The sequence below is a fragment of the Zunongwangia pacifica genome, from assembly GCF_023499215.1.
GTDB lineage: Bacteria > Bacteroidota > Bacteroidia > Flavobacteriales > Flavobacteriaceae > Zunongwangia > Zunongwangia pacifica.
In genome coordinates this window covers 287,053-306,095 of the sequence record NZ_JAKHSK010000002.1, presented here as the reverse complement: position 1 = coordinate 306,095, position 19,043 = coordinate 287,053, and the positions used below count along the sequence as shown (strand labels likewise).

Below are 19,043 nucleotides of genomic sequence, written 5' to 3'. Positions count from 1 at the left end.
AAACTGGCTTTGATAGCGGTGGTCAACAAACTTTTAAAGCAGGCCTTTGCTATTGCTACACAAAAAACCTATTACACCGAAAATAACTTAAATTTATCTTGTATATAAACACAGTTCATCTCGACCGGAGCGGAGAGATCTTTTTTGGAATGTTTAGTTTGAGGTTTCAAATTCCAGATTAGCAAATCATCAAATTGATCAACTCTAATTCTTCAAATGTTCAGCAAAAAAGCCCATCATTGCTTTATAAAGATCTAATCGGTTTTCTTCTTTTCCAAAACCGTGGCCTTCATCATACTTCACCATATAAGGCACTTCTACACCTTTAGATCTAAGGGTTTCTACAATTTGATCGGCTTCGTTAATATTCACTCTGGGATCGTTAGCCCCCTGAACTACAAATAGCGGATTTTTGATTTTATCGACATGTAAGGCAGGCGAAATCTCGTCCATAATCTTTTTCTCTTCTGGAATGCCGGGATTATACCAGATTTTATATAATAACTCTCGATATTTTTCCCAGTATGGCGGGATGGTTTCCATAAAGGTATTTAGGTTACTTACCCCTACGTAATCTACGCCGCAGGCATATTTGTCTGGTGTTTTTGTCATTCCGCGTAATACGGCATAACCCCCGTGGCTACCGCCATATATTGCTACGCGATCTTTGTCTATCCAACCTTTTTCGATTACGTAATCTACACCATCTTCCACATCATCCATTGCTTTACGACCAATTTCCCCAAAGCCTGCTTTTAGAAATTCCTTACCATAGCCACCAGAAATTCTAAAGTTTACATGTAAGGTTGCATAGCCACGGCTGGCGAATAATTGCGCTTCTGGATTAAAGCCCCAATTATCACGGATTCCCTGTGGGCCACCATGTGGATTTACCACTAATGGTACCTGCATCCCTTCTTTATAATTATGTGGCAAAGTAATGTAACCGTGTAGTGTTAATCCATCCCTACTTTTAAAAGTGATTGGCTTCATACTCGCCATATCTTCTTCTTTTAGGTGTGGTAATAACTTGTAGAGTAAACTTACCTCATCAGCTTCTATATCGTATAAATAATATTCCCCTACAATTTTATCACTGGTTACCGCAATCATGTATTTGGATTCGTCATCCGTTCTGCCTACGGTAAAAAACTGTTTCTCTCCAAATTCCTGCTCTAGCCTATCATAGATTTTTTTATAGGTATCGCTAACAGGAATGACTTGTGTTTTCTCGCCGGTATAAGAAAAATAATCGATCTCATAATTACGCTTTTTAGAAAGTGACATGCCCGAAACATCGAACGTATCATTACTAAAAACAGTTTTTATCTTCTTATTTTTCTTTAAATCGTAAAGCTGAATTTCTATTTTATCTCCTTCAAGATTAGAAATCACATAAGCATCATCTGGATTATCACTACCTGGATTAAAAGAAGAAATAACAAATTCATCTCCAAATTCGGTTAATTTCACTTGTTGAAACTCTCCATCAATTTTATAAAGTAACTCAGTATTTACACCATCTACAATTCTGCTTATCGCTCTTAAATTTCCTTGTCGATCAAAATCATAACCTGCTACTGGTGGCTCTCCTTCTTTAACCGTATATAATTTGGCAATTTCTCCTGTGTTGATATTAAGACGATAAGGCTCTTCCTGTTGTGGATTATCTTTATTCATCTGAATAATAATATGCTCCTTATCTTCTTTAAGTGATTCTATAATATTTACCCTTACGCCTTCAAAAGGAGTGAGTTCTTTATCATTTTCACCATTAATATCTACGCCGTAAACATGGTAATTTTCATCTCCACCTTTATCCTGAAGATATAAAATACGCTCATCATTAGCCCAGGAAAAACCACGGATTAAATCTTGTTCTTGCTTTTTTAAAAGGCTTTCTTTTTTGGTTTCAGTATCCATTAAATACAAATCCCGCTCGCCAGAGTCCCGGCGTTTCATGTACGCGATAAGGTCGCCATTTGGCGATAGCTGAAAAGCAAAAGTTTGCGGAGTTCTAAAGTAATCTTCTACCGAATAATTATAATTTCCGGTTTCTTTTGCGGCAAGCTTCTTTAGTTCTTCTTCACTTGATGGCAATGAGGTATTTCCTGGCTTTTTCTTCACAGTTTTGTTTAATTTTAGAGGGTACTCCTGCCCCATTTGTTCGTAAGTTCCTTCGATGCTATCACCGGTTATTTTACCGGTATAAGTCATTTGCATCTTGGCCGACCTGATCGTCACCGTATCATCCTGCAAAATTACCGAATCTAATTCGATTCCCGAAGCACCCTGGGCGGGAACATCTAAAGTGGCTGTATAGCCATCCTGACTTGGAGTAATATTAAAAATAAGTTCAAGTTGCATGCCCTGCACCCCGAGTTCTCCGCTATAAGAGCCATTGAGTTTTTGTGCTTGTATGGAAGCACCTAAAACTAATAAAAGTAAAGTTGTAGTTAATGTTTTCATATTCCTGGTTTTTGATAAGTTGGTTCAAACTATTGGTAACTTAAACCAGTATTTGTTACACCTAAACGTTATTTTTATGACTTTATCTTTTTTCTTTACTCGATCATCGAGATTAAATGCTTATGCGTTCGCCCTTAGGTTGTTTACTGAATTTCTTTCTGGCAAACCGGACAAAAATAGGTGGTTCTGCCAGAAACTTTAGTTTGATCGATTTTACCGTTATTTCTTGGACAATCGGTGCCTTCTCCTTCTTTTCTTATTCGGGTAAGGTAAGATTCAGGTACTCGCTTTCCTTCAATCCTCGCTTCTTTCACTAACTGTAAAACCTTCCCGATTTCCTCGAAAATCGATTTTAGTTGTTTTTGGCTTAATTTATTTACTTTGGTTTTAGGATGAATTTTGGTTTGAAACAACACCTCATCGGCATACATATTCCCAATCCCGGCAATTAAACTTTGATTCATTAACAGGCCTTTTATCGTGCCGCTCCTCCCCTCACAGATGTCTAAAAATTGTTCTTCGGAAATCGCTAAAGCATCCACACCGAGATTGTGAGATTCCTGAAATTCTTCAACACTTTTTGCCAAATAAAGCTTGGCAAATTTACGCGGACAAGTAAATGCAAGCTTTGATCCGTCTTTAAAAATCAGTTTTAGTTGGGTGTATTTTGGTGTTTCGTCATGCTGATAAAAGTCTAATTTACCAGTCATCCCAAAATGCATCACCAGCACTCCGTTTTTCTTTAATTTTAGAAATAGATATTTTCCCAGTCGCGTAGTCGACTCAAATTCGTTGTTTTTAAGGATCGTTTCAAAATCTGTTTTAGGTGATTGAAATATCTTTTTATCGCCGGTTTCCACCTCAACGATCTTTTTATGCAAAATCGTCGCATCGGCATATTTTTTCTGGTAAGCAACTTCAGGAAGTTCGGGCATGTTTTTTTAGTTTATGATTAACGGTTATTTTTGAGCTTTCAGCCATAAGCTATCAGCTATCGGCTTATTAAAAATTCAGAGAAATCTTGAAAAGATTCCGAAACCATTTCGGCATAACAAATTAAAGATCATTCAAAATTCAGCATTTAGAATTCAAAATAAATTAATCTTGATTCTTGTTTCTCTCGCTCATATTCTATTTTCTCACAGCTAAGCGGTTTAAATTTTAACTTCTAATCATGTTCTTTTCTTTTTTCCATTGCCGAAAAAAGAAACAAAAAAGTCTAGGCTCACGAACCTTGCTCTAAATTGTACGTTCCGAAACTAAATTTTAGGAACTCGCTGCGCTCAAACAGCCTAAAATTTTACGCTTCTCTCACCTCCAATTTTACGAGCAATTTTCGATAGGCCACGTTTTTAATTAAAATTGGTCTATAAACAATGATGAGTTTTCAACTTTAAATTATAAAAAATTAGTACATCATCAAATTGCCTAAAAATATCAGATTTCAGCAAAAAAATCATTCAAAAATAAATTAGTCTTGATTCTTGGTTCTCTCTTCTATTTTGAATCTTGAATCCTGATTCTCAATTATCAAATCAGCACATTTTCAAATTCTTGTCTCCTGTCTCTAAAATTATAATTCCTTAATCCAGAATTCGCTAAATTCCTGCTAAAATTTAAAACAACTTCATCTGTCCATCTTTATATTCCTCATGTAAATCACAGTTTAATACGGGGCGTTCACGATCTTTTAAATATAAATTTCTGGCAATTTTAAACTGCTGTTTTACCTGCTCGGCAAATTCGCCTTCGCCTTTCATGCGGGTTCCAAAACGACTGTCATTTAAACTTCCCCCGTGAACACTTTCAATTTGATGTAACACTTTACTTGCCCTATCGGGCATGGTTTTATTAATCCAATCGGTAAAAATTCCACCAATCGCACCGTTTAATCGTACAATCGTATAGCCAACACTCAGCGCTGCCCGATTGGCAATTTCTTTTACCAAAGGCATAATTTCGTGACTGTTTACCGACGGAATTATAGGCGCCATCATAACATTTACCGGAATTCCTTTTGCCGAGAGTTTTTCGACGGTTTCCAATCGCTTTTTGATACTTGCGGTTCGAGGTTCTAAAATTCGGCGTGTTTCTTCCTGTAAACTGGTGATCGAAATATTTACATAAACTAAGCGATCGTTATGCAGCTCTTCTAAAATATCAAGATCACGCAGCACTAAAGCATTTTTGGTAATGATTCCCACCGGATGCCGATATTTTAAAAAGGTTTGGAGCAGTTTTCGCGTAATCTCCAATTGCTTTTCTACCGGTTGATAACAATCGGTATTGCCAGACATAACAATAGGTGTAGCCTGCCATTTTTTGCTGCGGAGTTTCTTTTCCAGTAATTCTACCGCATTTCTTTTCACCAGAATTTTCTGTTCAAAATCCAGTCCCGGGCTAAATCCCCAATATTCGTGAGAATTCCTCGCATAGCAATAAATACATCCGTGCTCACAGCCCTGATAAGGATTTAGGGAATAGCCCATCCCCACATCTGGACTTTCTACTTTATTCACAATCGTTTTAGGAAAGGTATCGATCATCACGGTTTTGCTTTCCTGAATATCGTCACCCTCCGCCGCACAGTAATTCAGAAAATCATCTCTGAATTCATGACTATTCACATCAAATCGATTGGGCACATTGCTTTGCGCGCCTCTTCCTTTTATATATTTTTGTGATTTGGACATTTCACAAAAATATGGATTTTTTCCATTTATTAGGAAAATATCCTGATGTGTTTCTATAAAAAATCCCTGCTTGATACAGGGATTAATTTTCACTTCCCGGGAAATTCTGCTTTTCGCTTATTTAAAAAGGCTGAAGTTCCTTCTTTAAAATCTTCAGTTCCAAAGGCATTTCCAAATTCGTTAATTTCAACTTCAAATCCGTTTACCCCTTTTTCGTAGCTGGCATTTATAGCTTTTATAGCACCTTCAATAGCTACAAGGGAGTTTTTAAGAATCTTCCCGGCTAGTTTTTCAGTAAATTCCAAAAGTTCTTCCTGGGTGGTGACATGGTTTACTAAGTTATATTGTAAAGCCTGGTTGGCATCGATCATTCCGGCGGTCATAATCATTTCCATCGCACGACCTTTGCCCACAATTTGCGTTAAACGCTGTGTTCCACCGTAACCCGGGATCACACCCAAAGAAACTTCAGGTAATCCCATTTTAGCATTTTCAGAAGCTACTCTAAAATGTGCCGCCATCGCCAGCTCCAGTCCGCCGCCTAAAGCAAATCCGTTTACCGCTGCGATTACGGGTTTTGGAAAATTAGCTACAAAATCAAACAATTTCGCCTGACCTTCGGCGGCTAGTTTCTTTCCTTCTTCCGGAGAAAAATCGGCAAACTCACTAATATCCGCACCGGCAACAAAGGCCTTTTCTCCACTTCCGGTAAGGATAATGACCTTCACTTCTTCATCGTCTTTTGCTTCAGAAAAAGCTTCATGCAATTCCTGTATTGTGCCTTTATTTAATGCATTAAGTTTAGCAGGACGATCTATGGTAATGTAAAGAATTTCGTTTTCCTCTTCGACTAAAATATTTTGGTAACTCATCGTGTTGGTTTTTTAATAAAGGTAGAATTTTCAACACATCTTCCCAAACGCTTGGTTATTGCTATTTAGGAAAACGGACTTTAAAGATAGTGCCTTTACCTGGTTTTGAAGTGAAATTTATACTTCCTTTATAAGTTTCTACAATGTTTTTAACCATCGCAAGCCCCAATCCCATCCCACTGCTTTTAGTGGTAAATTTAGGTTCAAAAACCTTATGCCGGTTCTCTTCACTAATGCCATGCCCGTTATCACAAACGCTTAAGCAAACATATTCTGGCTCTTCATCGATACTCACTACAATCTTTGGGTCTTCGGTATCGTCCATCGCCTGGATGGCATTTTTCACCAGATTGGTCACTACCCTTATAAGCTGTGTACGATCGAATTTGGCTAAAATCTCTTCTTTTTCTGAATTAAAAATAATGTAGTTCTCGTTAAAAATATCGAGGGCCAATTTGGTGATTTTGGGCACATTTAAGGTCTCATTTTGCTGCGCCGGCATTTTTGCAAAGTTTGAAAAAGCCGAGGCAATCGAACTCATCGTATCGATCTGATTAATTAAGGTATTACAAAACTCGTTTACTTTATGCTCAATCTCTGGATCATGGGGATCAAACCTCCTTTCAAAACTCTGTACGCTTAAACGCATTGGGGTAAGCGGATTTTTAATCTCGTGCGCTACCTGCTTTGCCATTTCCCGCCAGGCCTGCTCTCGCTCACCGGTTGCCAGTTTTACCGCACTTTCTTCGAGTTCATCGATCATCGAATTATAGGCTGAAATTAGCGCATAGATCTCTTCGGAAGCATTGCTGAGTTCGATCTTCTGGTTTCGTTTATCCAGCCGTGTTTGATTAATTTTTTCTGAAATAATCTTAAGCGACTTGGTAATATATTTTGAAAGGAAATAGGATAAAATAATCGCTAATGCCAGCATAAAAAGATACACCTCGCCCAACCGCATCAAAAAGTCATGCAGATCACGGTTTAACACGCTATCATCCTGAAGATAGGGCAAATATAAAATAGCCAAAGGTTTAAAGCGCTGGTCGGTAATATACGTATAAGACGACTGAAATTTCTCTCCGTCGGTTTCGCCTTTCAATAAATATCTTCGGTTAGAAGAAGCATCTAATTTGGCTAAAATAGGCTTGTCTATCTGATAATCTGTAGTGTCTTTAAAAAAATTCTCTTTAGAACTAATTAATAACTTCCCTTCCAGATCATAAATATTGATTTGCATCTCGTGAACCTGGGACATCTCGTAAATCTTCTGATTTTGTTTAAAAATAGAAGGTATATTTTCAGTATTCACCACGTAGGTGGTACTAGCCAGTACAAAATTGATATTCTCGCGTATGGCCGTTTCTTTTCGCTCCAGGCGTTCACGGTGATAAGCTTCAGCTTCTTCTTTGTATTGATAAATGGTAACCCCGGCAATCAAAATAGAAGCGCCCAATACCAAAAGGATCATGGAAATAAAAATACGCGTACGTAAGGATAATTTTAAAAGCTTCATAAATTGCCAATTACCGCAAATTAATCAAAATCATTGGGATTATATTCGATGATTTCAGACTAAAACATTTTCCGGAAACGAATCAATTATCACACCAATTACGCGTCGGGATTTTTAGCACGTATCTTTTTATACCATTTGATCCCAAGCATCAGTAAAATTCCGAGGGCAAAAATTCCAATCACGCCATAAATCCAGTTCAATGCATTTCTCACTATCACCAGGAATATTACTGAAAAAAGGATCACGGTAGCCCCTTCGTTCCAAAGGCGCATTTGTCCTGAAGTATATTTTATTTTATCTGCCTGAAGCTGTTTAAAAATATGATGGGTTTTTAAATGATAAGCAATAAGCAGGATCACAAAACCAAGCTTTACATGCATCCATCCCTGTTCTAGCCAAACGGGCTGCATGATCAATAAAATCACAGCGAATAAAGTTGCTAAAATTGCAGAGGGCCAGGTGATAATAAACCACAAACGCTTGGCCATAAGCTTTAGCTGTATTCCTAAAATAGATTTATCGGGTTCGGGCTTATCAAAAGCCTCGATCTGGTATATAAATAAACGCGGAATATAGAAAAGCCCGGCAAACCAGGTAATCACGAAAATAAGATGAAGCGATTTTATGTAATTATAATATTCCAAAATCTAATATTTAGGCTACAAATTAAAATTAATTCTCTTAATCGTGGTTTAAATTCTTCCTGATTTCACGATTTACAAAATAACCGGTAACAATGGTGGAAAGCAAATCGGCTATGGGAAAGCTTATCCAAACCCCTAATTCCCCGTAATAATTAGGTAAAATTAAAATAAGCGGGATAAAGAAAAAACCCTGCCTGGACAACGTTAATAATAAAGCCGGCACTGCTTTTCCTATGGCCTGAAAATAGGCCGCACCAATAAGCTGTAAAGCAATGATGGGTGTTGCGGCAAAAACCCAACGCATGGCGGACGGAGTGCGTTCAATGATAGCTTCATTTTGGGTAAAGATCATTGCAATTTCTTTTGAAAATCCCATAATCAGTCCAAAAACCACGCATCCCATTAAACAAGCATATAAGATCGCTTTATTAATCGTACTTCGTACTCGTTTATATTTTTCAGCACCATAGTTATAACCTGCGATAGGTAAAAATCCCTGTGTAATTCCCAAAACCGGAAATAAAGCAAACATGAGCATTCGACCTATAATCGCGTAAACGGCAACACCATCTTCCCCGGCCAGGTCGAAAAGAATATTATTCATTAATAAATAAATAACGCTTACCACTGCCTGGCGTGCCAGTGTTACAAAGCTCAATGATCCTATCTCGCGGAGTATAGGAACATCTAGCCGAAAATGACTGAAATCGATCTTTAATTCAGATTTACCTGAGAACACAAAAAACCAGAAAATGTAAAGGAAACAAACGATATACGAACCTGTTGTTGCCCAGGCAGCACCATACATTCCAAGATCCATTACATTAATAAATAGATAATCGCCTATAATATTTCCTACCGAGGGAATAATCATAGAGACCATGGCGAAAGTTGGTTTCCCTTCTGCTCTAATCACATTATTCCCCATCATATTAAGCGCCAGAATTGGCACCCCGTACAACACAATACGATAATAGATCTTTGCGGGTTCAAAAATAGCTCCTTTTCCTCCAAAAGCGGGAATAAGTTCATTGATAAAAATGAGTCCTAAAATCACCAACGACACACATAACAAAAGCGTTAGCATGATTTGATTCCCAAAGGTTTTAAGTGCTTTTTTATGATGAGCTGCACCAAGTGCCCTGGAAATGATCGAAGAACCACCAATCCCGATACTCATCCCTAAAGCAGCTATAAAAAACGAAATAGGCAGTACCACATTAATTGCGGCTATCGCGGTAGAACCAATCCAGTTCCCCACAAAAATGGTATCTACAAGGATATTTAGCGACATTACCAAAATCCCTATGGAAGCTGGTAATGCCTGGCGAATTAAAAGTTTTCCTATGGATTCATTTCCAAGCGCTTCAGAGCTAACTTTTGCCATTATGCTTTAACGGGTTTTTGATGCGCCCACTCGTCTACCCAGCGGGACAGCATTTTCACCCAGTCTGCCCGATCGTTTAAGCAGGGGACAACGGTAAATTCTTTTCCGCCCACTTCATGGAAAATTTCTTCACCTTCCATCGCAATTTCCTCTAAAGTCTCTAAACAATCGGAAACAAAAGCCGGCGTAACAATGGCCATTTTCTTTATCCCTTGCTTTCCAAAACGCTCGATAGTTCTATCGGTATAGGGTTTTAACCATGGATCGAATCCTAATCTTGACTGAAAACTTACGCTGTACGTTCCTTCTTTTAAATTAAGATATTCGGCTACCAGTCTTGTGGTTTCATAGCACTGGTGGCGATAGCAAAATTGATGCGCTGAGGATGCCGTTTGGCAACAACTACCGTCTATTTTACAATGAGAATTCGTGATATCGCTTTTTCTGATATGGCGCTCTGGCACTCCGTGATACGAGAATAATAAATGCTCAAAATCGAGATTTTGTAAACGCTCCTGAATGCTATTTCCCAAAACACGAATATAATCTGGATGATTATAAAATGCGGGCACCGACGTAAATTTCATCTCTGGAAAATGTTTTTGGCGTAATTCTTCAGCTAACACCAAAATAGTCTCGGTTGTTGCCATTGCAAATTGTGGGTACAACGGAAAAAGCAACACCTCATCTACGCCTTTTTCTTTTAGCTCTTTTAAACCATCATAAATACTTGGTGTACCATAGCGCATGGCCAAAGCAATAGGCACCGAGGTCATATCGTCTACCTTTTCCTGTAAGCGTTCAGAAAGAACAATTAACGGCGAACCTTCTTCCCACCAAATCTTTTGATAAGCTTCGGCCGATTTTTTAGGTCGGGTATTTAAAATAATTCCCTTAACCAGCAACGCCCGGAAGAAATACGGTAAATCGATTACCCTTTCGTCCATTAAAAATTCACCGAGATATTTTTTTACGTCTTTAGGATCTGTACTATCGGGGGATCCCAGATTTACTAAAAGTACGCCTTTGCTCATGTCTTTCTCTTTTTTTATAATACAAAGTTAAGCCTATAAATTTGTTCAACTATAAATTAGTATTATACTTTTTTATTAAACAATAGCTAAAATTTTGATCCTTCAAGGAGACTTAAAAACCTGAGTACAATTATTCAGGCATTATGGGGCTTTGCGTGAATTTTCGAGGAAAATTTCTATCGAAATACCACCAAAATGGAAGCTTCGATATAAAATCTTTTCCAAAGATTTCACTTAGCCTCCAGGATTATCCTGAATCGAACTCAGGCTAAAACTATTAAGCTCAGAACAAATTTTGATGAGCAGGCTGTCAAGGTCGATATTCTATCTTTTGGAGCGGTTTTATTTTAGAAGAAACTGAAGGCAACGCTTTAAATGTTCTCTAAAAAGTGGCTCGCTATAGGATTCTTTGGTATGTCCCCCGCCGGTATAGACCATTTTTGAGTCACCATCAAATTCCTGATACCAGGCATGCGGATGAAAATCACCGTTCTTCCCGCCTTCGTAAGAAGTTTCATCGAGTGTTAGCAACACCTGAATATCTGGATTTATATTTCTAAAATTATACCACTCATCGGTGCGCTTCCATCTTTTGGGAAGATGGGACACCATGTAGTTTTCAGGTTTTTCAACAACTACGGTGGCTTCCTGAGTACGTGGATGACTTTCAAAATAAGCGCCAATAAACTTTCCATACCATGGCCACTCGTATTCGGTATCAGAAGCGGCATGAATTCCGAAGAAATTTCCGCCATTTTCAATATAATTCCTGAATTTCTCCTGCTGATCGTCGTTAAAAATATCTCCCGTAGTACTTAAAAAGATTACTACATCGATATTCGATAATTCTGAAACAAATTTTTCAGCATCATCTGTAGCTGTAATATTCCAGCCATTATCGGTCGCAATTTCCTGTAAAGCCTGAATTCCGGTTGGGATCGACTCGTGCTTAAATCCGGCTGTTTTATAGAAAATCGCTACGTTCTGCTGGGCATTAGCCAGATTAAAACAGAAGCTAAAAAGTAGCAGCAATAATAATTTTTGAAATTTCATATAGTTGTAAAAGTTTATGGTTAACTGTTTAAAAAAGTGGAGCTGTCAGCAGGCAGCAATCAGCTTTTAGCTAAAATTAGGTCAAAATTCAGAATTCTACTTTTCCTCCTGATTCTTGTATCTTTTATCTCGACTCTCAATTATCAACACATCACCGCATTTTCAAATTAAAAAGTCGATTTTCGATTGATTTTGATAGCCGTTTGCTCAGAAATACACTAAACATAAACAATATTCTTTATTCTTTTAAATATTCTTTTATTTCGTTTATCTATCAATTCAACTGTTATATTCATATAATCTCCATATTCTTTCTTACTTTTCGGTAATGCAGACCGATTGAAATCATCAAAAGGCAAGGCATAGTTTATTTCTCCATTACACTTTATAAAATCCTGAAGCATAAAAAATTCTATATAGTTCTCAAAATTTTCGAATACTCTAAAAAACTCAGAATATCTGCACAAAGTACTAGATAAAGGACTCTCTTCATTTTGATAAAAACGCTTAATGCATTCTAAAGTAAGGTCAAACCTGTCACTTATTTTTCGATTTACACCTCGTGCTTGGTTAATAGTAAATCCGTTTTTTCTATGTGCCGGAAAAACAATATGTCCTCCAATCGTTCTTACTTTATATTGAAGCTTTTCTTTATCAGAATCACTTAACCAGCTATCTAATTTTCCGTTATACTTACCAATAAAATGAGGAAACATCCTGTCGCTGGATAAATTATCTGTCAAATTCGTTTTCAAAATTAATCTTCCATAATTTTTATTTAAAACTTGAAGATTTAGGGTTTTGTTATTTGCCACTTTTTGATTCCACAACAAGCTATGAAAATTGTATAATTTTAGGCTATCAGTATCGGGATCACCACATTTAGTGTCTAACCTAAAATCATATCCTACTTCAATATTATCTTTCACTTTTATAGCTTCGTATTTGCTTCACTTCAAACCGTCGACCTCAGTTAATCAGTTTAAAACTAAAAATAAAGTAGAAGAAAAACCCACTTTCAAATCAACAAATCACCACATTTTCAAATTAAAAAGTCTATTTTCGATTTTCCTCAGTCTTGGTTCTTGATTCTTTGGCCTATAAACTTAATGCGTTGCCGGTAAGGACATTAAATATTTCTTAGGCGTGGTACCAAATTTCTTTTTAAATGCTGCAATAAAATGACTGGCTGTACTGTACCCTACTTTTAATCCCACTTCATTTACATTATATTCACCGCTATCCAATAATTTTCGGGCATATTCCATTTTGTAATCAAACAGAAAACTGTACACCGAATCACCATAAATTTGCTTAAAACCTTCCTTTAATTTCTTTAAACTCAGGTTTATTTCATCAGAAAGTTCCTGAAGCGATGGAGGTTCAGCCATTCTGGCAATCACAATATCTTTGGCTTTCCTTATTTTCAGAATATTTTCTTCATCACTTAAAAATGGGCATTGCTCTACATTTGCATCCTCTGCCCTGTTAAAATATAAGCTTAACAATTCGTAAGCTTTGGCTTTAAAATATAGGCTTTTAATGGTTGGTGTAAGATTAAAATTCATCACCTGATTCAGCACAATAGCCATGGATGGTGAAATTGGTAAATCTTTATAGTATTTTTTATCCTTATTTTCAGCGCTTAGAAAAGAGATATAATTTGCCTCTTCAGAAAATAGAGCATGAAATTTTTTAATGGAAATCACCAAAGAAATCAACCATGAATTTGCTTCTAAAGCGACGTTTAAAGGAAGATTTTGCTGTGGGTTATACAGCAAAAGTGATTTCTCTTCGGCTAGCGGAAGTTCGTAACGGCCGCCGTTAAATAAAAATTTACAATTTCCTTTTACATTAAAATGAAACTGTATAAAACTATTGTTTATTTCTCGTTCAATGATCTGTTTATCAGAAGTTTCGTTTTGAAACTTTAAGATATGAAACCCATCTTCCACTTTGGTCTCTTCTGTAAGACTTACAGCGATATTTTTTTCTTCTTCCATGGCGTTAAAAAGCAAATTTTTATTTAGAAACAATCTAAACTAATAAATTTAAAACACTTATTATTACTACAAAACTATGCTATTTCAGGCATTTACAACCATAAATATACTAAAATCCCTGTTAGCGATACAAATAGTACTCCTAGCGTTATTTTTTAAATTAACATTACTTTAATTTTGCACCACAATCCCTAATAAGTTCATGGAAAGTTTTATTTCTAAAGGAAAGCATTTTTATATTATTGGTCTTAGCTATAAAAAAGCAGATGCTGAAATTAGAGGACATTTTAGTCTTGATGCAGATGCTAAAGCTAGATTATTAGAGCAGGCAAAAAAAGAAGGAATAGAAGGCGTTTTGGTAACCTCGACCTGTAACCGGACAGAGGTGTATGGTTTTGCTGCACACCCATTTCAGTTAATAAAACTTCTTTGTGCCCATACGCATGGTACTGTCGAAGAGTTTGAGAAAGTAGCTTATGTTTATAAAAGCAAACAGGCCGTTTCGCACTTATTTAGGGTGGGTACCGGTTTAGACAGTCAGATTTTAGGAGATTTCGAGATTATAAGTCAGCTTAAATTTGCCTTTGCACAATCCAAAGCTGCCGGTTTAACCAACACTTTTACAGAGCGTTTGGTAAATGCGGTAATCCAGGCGAGCAAACGAATTAAAAACGAAACCGAAATTTCTACGGGAGCTACCTCTGTTTCTTTTGCATCAGTACAATACATTATGCAAACCATTCCAGACATTTCTCAAAAAAATATTTTACTCTTCGGAACAGGTAAAATTGGGAGAAATACCTGTGAAAATCTTATAAAACATACTCAAAATAAGCATATCACCTTAATTAACCGAACTAAAGATAAGGCCGAAAAAATTGCCGGAAAATTTAGTTTAACGGTTAAAGATTATGCCGATTTACAGGCAGAAATAAGAAATACCGATATTCTTATTGTTGCTACAGGGGCACAAAATCCAACCGTTAGCAAAGAACTTTTATACTGTAAGAAAGATTTGCTGATTTTAGATCTTTCTATCCCTAAAAATGTTGCTGAAGATGTTGAAGAACTGGAGAATGTAAGGTTGGTACATTTAGACCATCTTTCTCAAATAACCGATGAAACCCTTCAACGTCGTAAAAAGTTTATTCCTGAAGCTGAAGCCATTATTGTTGAAGTAGAAGGCGAATTCAACAAATGGCTGGAAACTCGAAAATTTGCGCCAACCATTAAAGCGCTAAAGAAAAAACTACGCATGATGAAAGACGCTGAACTTAATTTTCAGCGTAAAAAAATAGCTGATTTTAACGACGAGCAGGCAGAAATTGTGAGCAACAGGATTATCCAAAAGATCATGAAGCATTTTGCCAATCACCTTAAAGAAGACAGCAATACTACCGATGAGAGCCTGGAGCTTATCCAAAAAGTCTTTCAGTTAGAAGAAGAACAAGTACGATGAACAAAGTGATACGCATAGGAACACGAGACAGCGAGCTGGCCTTGTGGCAGGCAAAAACTGTACAGGCCGCACTTCAAAAATTAGGGCATCAAACCCAGCTGGTTCCCGTAAAATCTACCGGAGACCTAAATCTGGATGTTCCGCTTTACGAAATGGGCATTACCGGGATTTTCACCAAAACACTCGATATTGCCATGCTTACCGGAAAGGTAGACATTGCCGTGCATTCTATGAAAGATGTGCCTACAGCCCTACCAAAAGGCATTGTAGAAGCTGCCGTTTTAAAGCGAGCCAACACCAAAGATATCCTTATCCATAAAGGCACTGAGTTTTTAGAAGCTGAAGGAACGATTGCAACCGGAAGTTTGCGTAGAAAATCACAATGGCTTAATCGCTATCCCAATCATAAGGTGGTAGATCTTCGCGGCAATGTAAATACGCGAATGCAAAAGCTGGAAGATAATGATTGGAACGGTGCTATTTTTGCCGCTGCCGGTTTGGAAAGAATCGAAATAAAACCTGAAAATTTTATCGATTTAGACTGGATGATCCCGGCACCTGCACAGGGCGCTATGTTGGTAGTTGCTTTAGAAAAAGATGAATTTACCCGAACAGCTATTGGCGCCTTAAATCACCACCAAACAGATCTTGAAGTTCATGTAGAGCGTGAGTTTTTAAGGACTCTGGAAGGTGGTTGTACCGCTCCCATAGGTGCTTTAGCGAAAATTGATAATGACGATATTCTACATTTTAAAGGAGCGCTTTTTAGTTTAGACGGCTCGCAGAAGATCGAAATTGAAAAAAGAATTGCTGTGGATAGGGTGGCCGAATTCGGGAAATTTTGTGCTGAAGAAATTCTTGCCAAAGGCGGCGCCGAACTGATGAAACAAATCAAGGAAGTTTTAAACTAAGGCTTATGGCCACTGTACTTTCCACAAAAAAACTTACCACTGCACAAAAGCAATTATTGCTTGGGGCTAAAATTGGTTTGGTGGAATACAATGCGATAAACATAGAATTTCTCTCATTTTCATCGAATATCGACCTGGTAGAAAACGCCATTATTACCAGTAAAAATGCGTTTAAAGCCATTCAGGATAAAGTAAAGATCGAGAAGGCATTTGTTGTGGGATCTAAAACCGCTGCGTTGCTTAAGGAAAATGATATTGAGATTACTGAAACTGCCGAAAATGCTTCGGCATTAGCTGAAAAAATCATCGAAAATCATCAAAATAAGCACTTTGTTTTTTTCTGCGGAAATAAACGCAGGGACGAACTGCCACTTCAGCTAAAAGAAAATCAGGTGTCTTTTAAAGAAATTCAGGTCTATAAAACGGGGCTCAATTTTGCCGAATTTAAACAGGAATTTGATGGTGTTTTATTTTTTAGCCCCAGTGGCGTAGATAGTTATTTCAGTAAAAATAAAATAGGAGAAGCTACTGCATTTTGTATTGGGACAACCACAGCAAATTCAGTAAAAAAGCATACCAAAAATATTAAAATAGCCACCCTGCCAAGCATTGAAAATGTAATTGTGCAGGTGGTTAAGAAATATAATAAACATTAATTGACCTCCCCTCTAAAAAGAGGGGATTGAGGGGTGCGTAAAAATTGCAACATGAAAATTTATTACAATCCAAAACTAAAAGAGTTAGCCCGTCAATTACGAAATAATGCTACTAAATCTGAAATAAAACTCTGGCAACAGTTAAAAGGTAAAAGGATGTATGGTTACGATTTTCACAGACAAAAACCCATCGATAATTACATCGTAGATTTTTTCTGTAATGAATTAAAACTAGCTATCGAGTGTGATCGATATTCGCATCAATTACCAGAAGTTTGGGATAAAGATGTAATAAAAGAAAATAGATTAAATGAATTAGGAATTGCTGTACTCAGATTTAGCGATGAAATGATAATGAACGATATATCCAATGTAATTCGCAGCATTGAAAATTATATCACTAATTTTGAAGCAAATAAATAACACATGATTAAAAACGATCTTTTCTTAAGAGCTTTAAAAGGAGAAACGGTAGAGCGCCCACCGGTTTGGATGATGCGCCAGGCAGGTCGCTACCTACCCGATTTTATGAAGCTAAAAGAAAAATACGATTTCTTTACACGTTGTCGCACGCCAGAACTTGCTGCAGAAATTACGACGATGCCGATCGAGCAGGTAGGAACCGATGCCGCTATTTTATTTAGCGATATTTTGGTGGTACCACAGGCGATGAACGTAGAAATTGAGATGAAACCAGGCGTTGGTCCTTTTTTACCAAATCCCGTTCGTAGTCCGCTTGATGTTAACGATATCATCGTTCCAGATGTTTACGAAGAATTGGGCTATGTTTATGATGCCATAAAACTCACCAAAGAGCGACTTAATGACGAAGTTCCCTTAATTGGTTTTGCCGGTTCTCCCTGGACGATCTTATGTTATCTGGTGCAGGGACAGGGCTCTAAAAACTTTGATAAGGCCAAAGAATTTTGTTTTAAGCGCCCCGATGCGGCGCAGGTGCTACTTCAAAAAATTACCGATACCACCATTGCTTACCTAAAAGGAAAAGTAAAAGCCGGTGTAGATACGATTCAGATTTTTGATTCTTGGGGCGGTTTATTATCACCCACAGATTATCAAACCTATTCCTGGAAATACATCCAGCAGATCATCGATGCCTTAAAAGATGAAATTCCGGTGATTGCGTACGGTAAAGGTTGCTGGTTTGCGCTTAAAGAAATGTCACAATCTGGCGCAGCCGCTTTAGGTGTAGACTGGACATGCTCTGCAATGAATGCACGATATTTAAGTGGCGGACAAATTACGCTACAGGGAAATTTTGATCCTTCAAGACTATATTCGTCTCCACAGGAAATTAAGAAAATGACCACCCAGATGATCGACGAATTTGGTAAAGATCGTTATATCGCTAATTTGGGACACGGCATTTTACCAGATATTCCGGTTAAAAATGCGCAGGCATTTGTAGATGCGGTTAAAGAATACAAACCCAGATAATGGCAATTTGGGCAAGAATACGGCGGCTTAAATTTAAAGAGATTTTGATCCTGCTGAAGTTATTCCTGCCCAATCCATTTTATATTTTTCCAACCTATCGAGCCACCAGAGAAACGATGACACTTTGCGACCGGTTGTTTGGGAAAAAGCATTATCAGGATAATCGCGAAAACGCTTTTAGACATGCCTACTGGAATTTTTTAATTGCTGAAAAAGTTTTCATAAAAAATAATTCTGTTGAAGAATCGATAATTTGGGCAAAAAAAATTACAGATCTCCATGAGCGCCTGGCTCCTAATAAGACATTGGCGCGAGCAATGGATCTACATAATAATGAAGTAGGGCGAACTCTCTTCAGCAATAATCCTGAGGAAAATGCCGTGGAAAAACTTCAGGATTTAATGAATTCCGCAGTGAAGATAAACGATGTAGATCTATCGAAATTGGATAAAAATCAACTCGTTTTTATAGAATAATAGCTTACGATTATGCTGAACAAAAATTACCGAGACGAAGAAAAAGAACGCATCGATGCACAGCTACGATCGATCATGGAAATGGGCCATATTCCCGAAGAATGGGAAGAAATTCGGTTAGACTTCGATCGAAAACTGAAAGAAGCTTTAGGCATCGGCTTAAATGAAATTGAAAATCTTCCTGAAGAAAAAGTGATGGAGATTTTAGCGAATCTTGACTTAGAATTTTCACATTACGAAGCCCTGGGCGATATTCTTTTAAACAGTATCGAGCTGGAAGCTGAAGAAAAACAGGCCGATATTGCGCAAAAAACACTTTCAATTTATAAAAAAGCCCAAGAGGTAAGTCGAACGTTTTCATTTAGTCTCACGCAAAAAATTAATGAGGCTAGAAGTTGGATAGATGATTAGC

Annotated in this window: 18 protein-coding genes and 1 pseudogene; 8 read left to right on the top strand and 11 right to left on the bottom strand. The window is 37.4% G+C overall.

Annotated features, from left to right (window positions below; all coding sequences use genetic code 11):
* Positions 1 to 108 (top strand): annotated as a pseudogene (locus L1967_RS02700) (IS110-like element ISCaa14 family transposase); the annotation flags it as partial.
* A 96-nt stretch (positions 109 to 204) separates the two neighbouring features.
* On the opposite strand, the gene L1967_RS02695 reads toward L1967_RS02700, so the two are convergent.
* The 11 genes from L1967_RS02695 to L1967_RS02645 all read right to left on the bottom strand — a co-directional run bounded on the left by L1967_RS02695 (position 205) and on the right by L1967_RS02645 (position 13,674).
* The gene (locus L1967_RS02695) at positions 205 to 2,469 is read right to left on the bottom strand and encodes a S9 family peptidase (protein ID WP_249600174.1); all 2,265 of its coding nucleotides are present in this window, start codon (positions 2,467 to 2,469) and stop codon (positions 205 to 207) included.
* A gap of 143 nt (positions 2,470 to 2,612) precedes the next feature.
* Entirely contained in the window at positions 2,613 to 3,404 is a 792-nt protein-coding gene (locus L1967_RS02690) for an Fpg/Nei family DNA glycosylase (RefSeq protein ID WP_249600173.1), read from the bottom strand.
* A gap of 681 nt (positions 3,405 to 4,085) precedes the next feature.
* Complete coding sequence (locus tag L1967_RS02685; protein WP_249600172.1) at positions 4,086 to 5,162, bottom strand: PA0069 family radical SAM protein; 1,077 nt, start codon at positions 5,160 to 5,162, stop codon at positions 4,086 to 4,088.
* Positions 5,163 to 5,251: 89 nt separating this feature from the next.
* Positions 5,252 to 6,034: an enoyl-CoA hydratase/isomerase family protein gene (locus tag L1967_RS02680; protein WP_249600171.1), complete on the bottom strand. Its 783-nt coding sequence runs from the start codon at positions 6,032 to 6,034 to the stop codon at positions 5,252 to 5,254.
* 61 nt (positions 6,035 to 6,095) lie between these two features.
* Positions 6,096 to 7,550, bottom strand: a complete 1,455-nt coding sequence (locus tag L1967_RS02675) for a sensor histidine kinase (protein WP_249600170.1) — start codon at positions 7,548 to 7,550, stop codon at positions 6,096 to 6,098.
* Positions 7,551 to 7,648: 98 nt separating this feature from the next.
* A complete protein-coding gene (locus L1967_RS02670) occupies positions 7,649 to 8,197 on the bottom strand; it encodes a CopD family protein (RefSeq protein ID WP_249600169.1) in 549 nt (182 codons plus the stop codon).
* Between the two features lie 37 nt (positions 8,198 to 8,234).
* Positions 8,235 to 9,584: an MATE family efflux transporter gene (locus L1967_RS02665; RefSeq protein WP_249600168.1), complete on the bottom strand. Its 1,350-nt coding sequence runs from the start codon at positions 9,582 to 9,584 to the stop codon at positions 8,235 to 8,237.
* A complete protein-coding gene (gene hemH / locus L1967_RS02660; protein WP_249600167.1) occupies positions 9,584 to 10,618 on the bottom strand; it encodes a ferrochelatase in 1,035 nt (344 codons plus the stop codon). The genes L1967_RS02665 and hemH overlap by 1 nt, the downstream gene beginning before the upstream one ends.
* Positions 10,619 to 10,960: 342 nt before the next feature.
* The gene (locus tag L1967_RS02655) at positions 10,961 to 11,671 is read right to left on the bottom strand and encodes a ThuA domain-containing protein (protein ID WP_249600166.1); all 711 of its coding nucleotides are present in this window, start codon (positions 11,669 to 11,671) and stop codon (positions 10,961 to 10,963) included.
* A gap of 218 nt (positions 11,672 to 11,889) precedes the next feature.
* Positions 11,890 to 12,600, bottom strand: coding sequence for a DUF6994 family protein (locus L1967_RS02650; protein ID WP_249600165.1), 711 nt, complete (start codon positions 12,598 to 12,600; stop codon positions 11,890 to 11,892).
* Between the two features lie 177 nt (positions 12,601 to 12,777).
* Positions 12,778 to 13,674, bottom strand: a complete 897-nt coding sequence (locus L1967_RS02645) for a helix-turn-helix domain-containing protein (protein ID WP_249600164.1) — start codon at positions 13,672 to 13,674, stop codon at positions 12,778 to 12,780.
* Positions 13,675 to 13,876: 202 nt separating this feature from the next.
* On the opposite strand from L1967_RS02645, the gene hemA reads away from it, so the two are divergent.
* From hemA to L1967_RS02610, 7 genes are read left to right on the top strand one after another with little or no spacing between them, the layout of a single operon-like run.
* Positions 13,877 to 15,133, top strand: coding sequence for a glutamyl-tRNA reductase (gene hemA / locus L1967_RS02640; RefSeq protein ID WP_249600163.1), 1,257 nt, complete (start codon positions 13,877 to 13,879; stop codon positions 15,131 to 15,133).
* A complete protein-coding gene (hemC, locus tag L1967_RS02635) occupies positions 15,130 to 16,044 on the top strand; it encodes a hydroxymethylbilane synthase (RefSeq protein WP_249600162.1) in 915 nt (304 codons plus the stop codon). Before hemA ends, hemC begins: the two co-directional genes overlap by 4 nt.
* Before the next feature lie 5 nt (positions 16,045 to 16,049).
* Positions 16,050 to 16,700 (top strand): uroporphyrinogen-III synthase, encoded by a 651-nt coding sequence (locus L1967_RS02630; protein ID WP_249600161.1) that lies wholly within the window; start codon positions 16,050 to 16,052, stop codon positions 16,698 to 16,700.
* A 51-nt stretch (positions 16,701 to 16,751) separates the two neighbouring features.
* Positions 16,752 to 17,123 (top strand): endonuclease domain-containing protein, encoded by a 372-nt coding sequence (locus L1967_RS02625; protein WP_249600160.1) that lies wholly within the window; start codon positions 16,752 to 16,754, stop codon positions 17,121 to 17,123.
* Positions 17,124 to 17,126: 3 nt separating this feature from the next.
* Positions 17,127 to 18,155: a uroporphyrinogen decarboxylase gene (gene hemE / locus L1967_RS02620; RefSeq protein WP_249600159.1), complete on the top strand. Its 1,029-nt coding sequence runs from the start codon at positions 17,127 to 17,129 to the stop codon at positions 18,153 to 18,155.
* Positions 18,155 to 18,631 carry a DUF6973 domain-containing protein gene (locus L1967_RS02615; protein ID WP_249600158.1) on the top strand — a complete coding sequence of 159 codons (477 nt, stop codon included), beginning with the start codon at positions 18,155 to 18,157 and terminating at the stop codon, positions 18,629 to 18,631. The genes hemE and L1967_RS02615 overlap by 1 nt, the downstream gene beginning before the upstream one ends.
* A gap of 12 nt (positions 18,632 to 18,643) precedes the next feature.
* Entirely contained in the window at positions 18,644 to 19,042 is a 399-nt protein-coding gene (locus L1967_RS02610) for a hypothetical protein (RefSeq protein WP_249600157.1), read from the top strand.
* Position 19,043 lies beyond the last annotated feature (1 nt).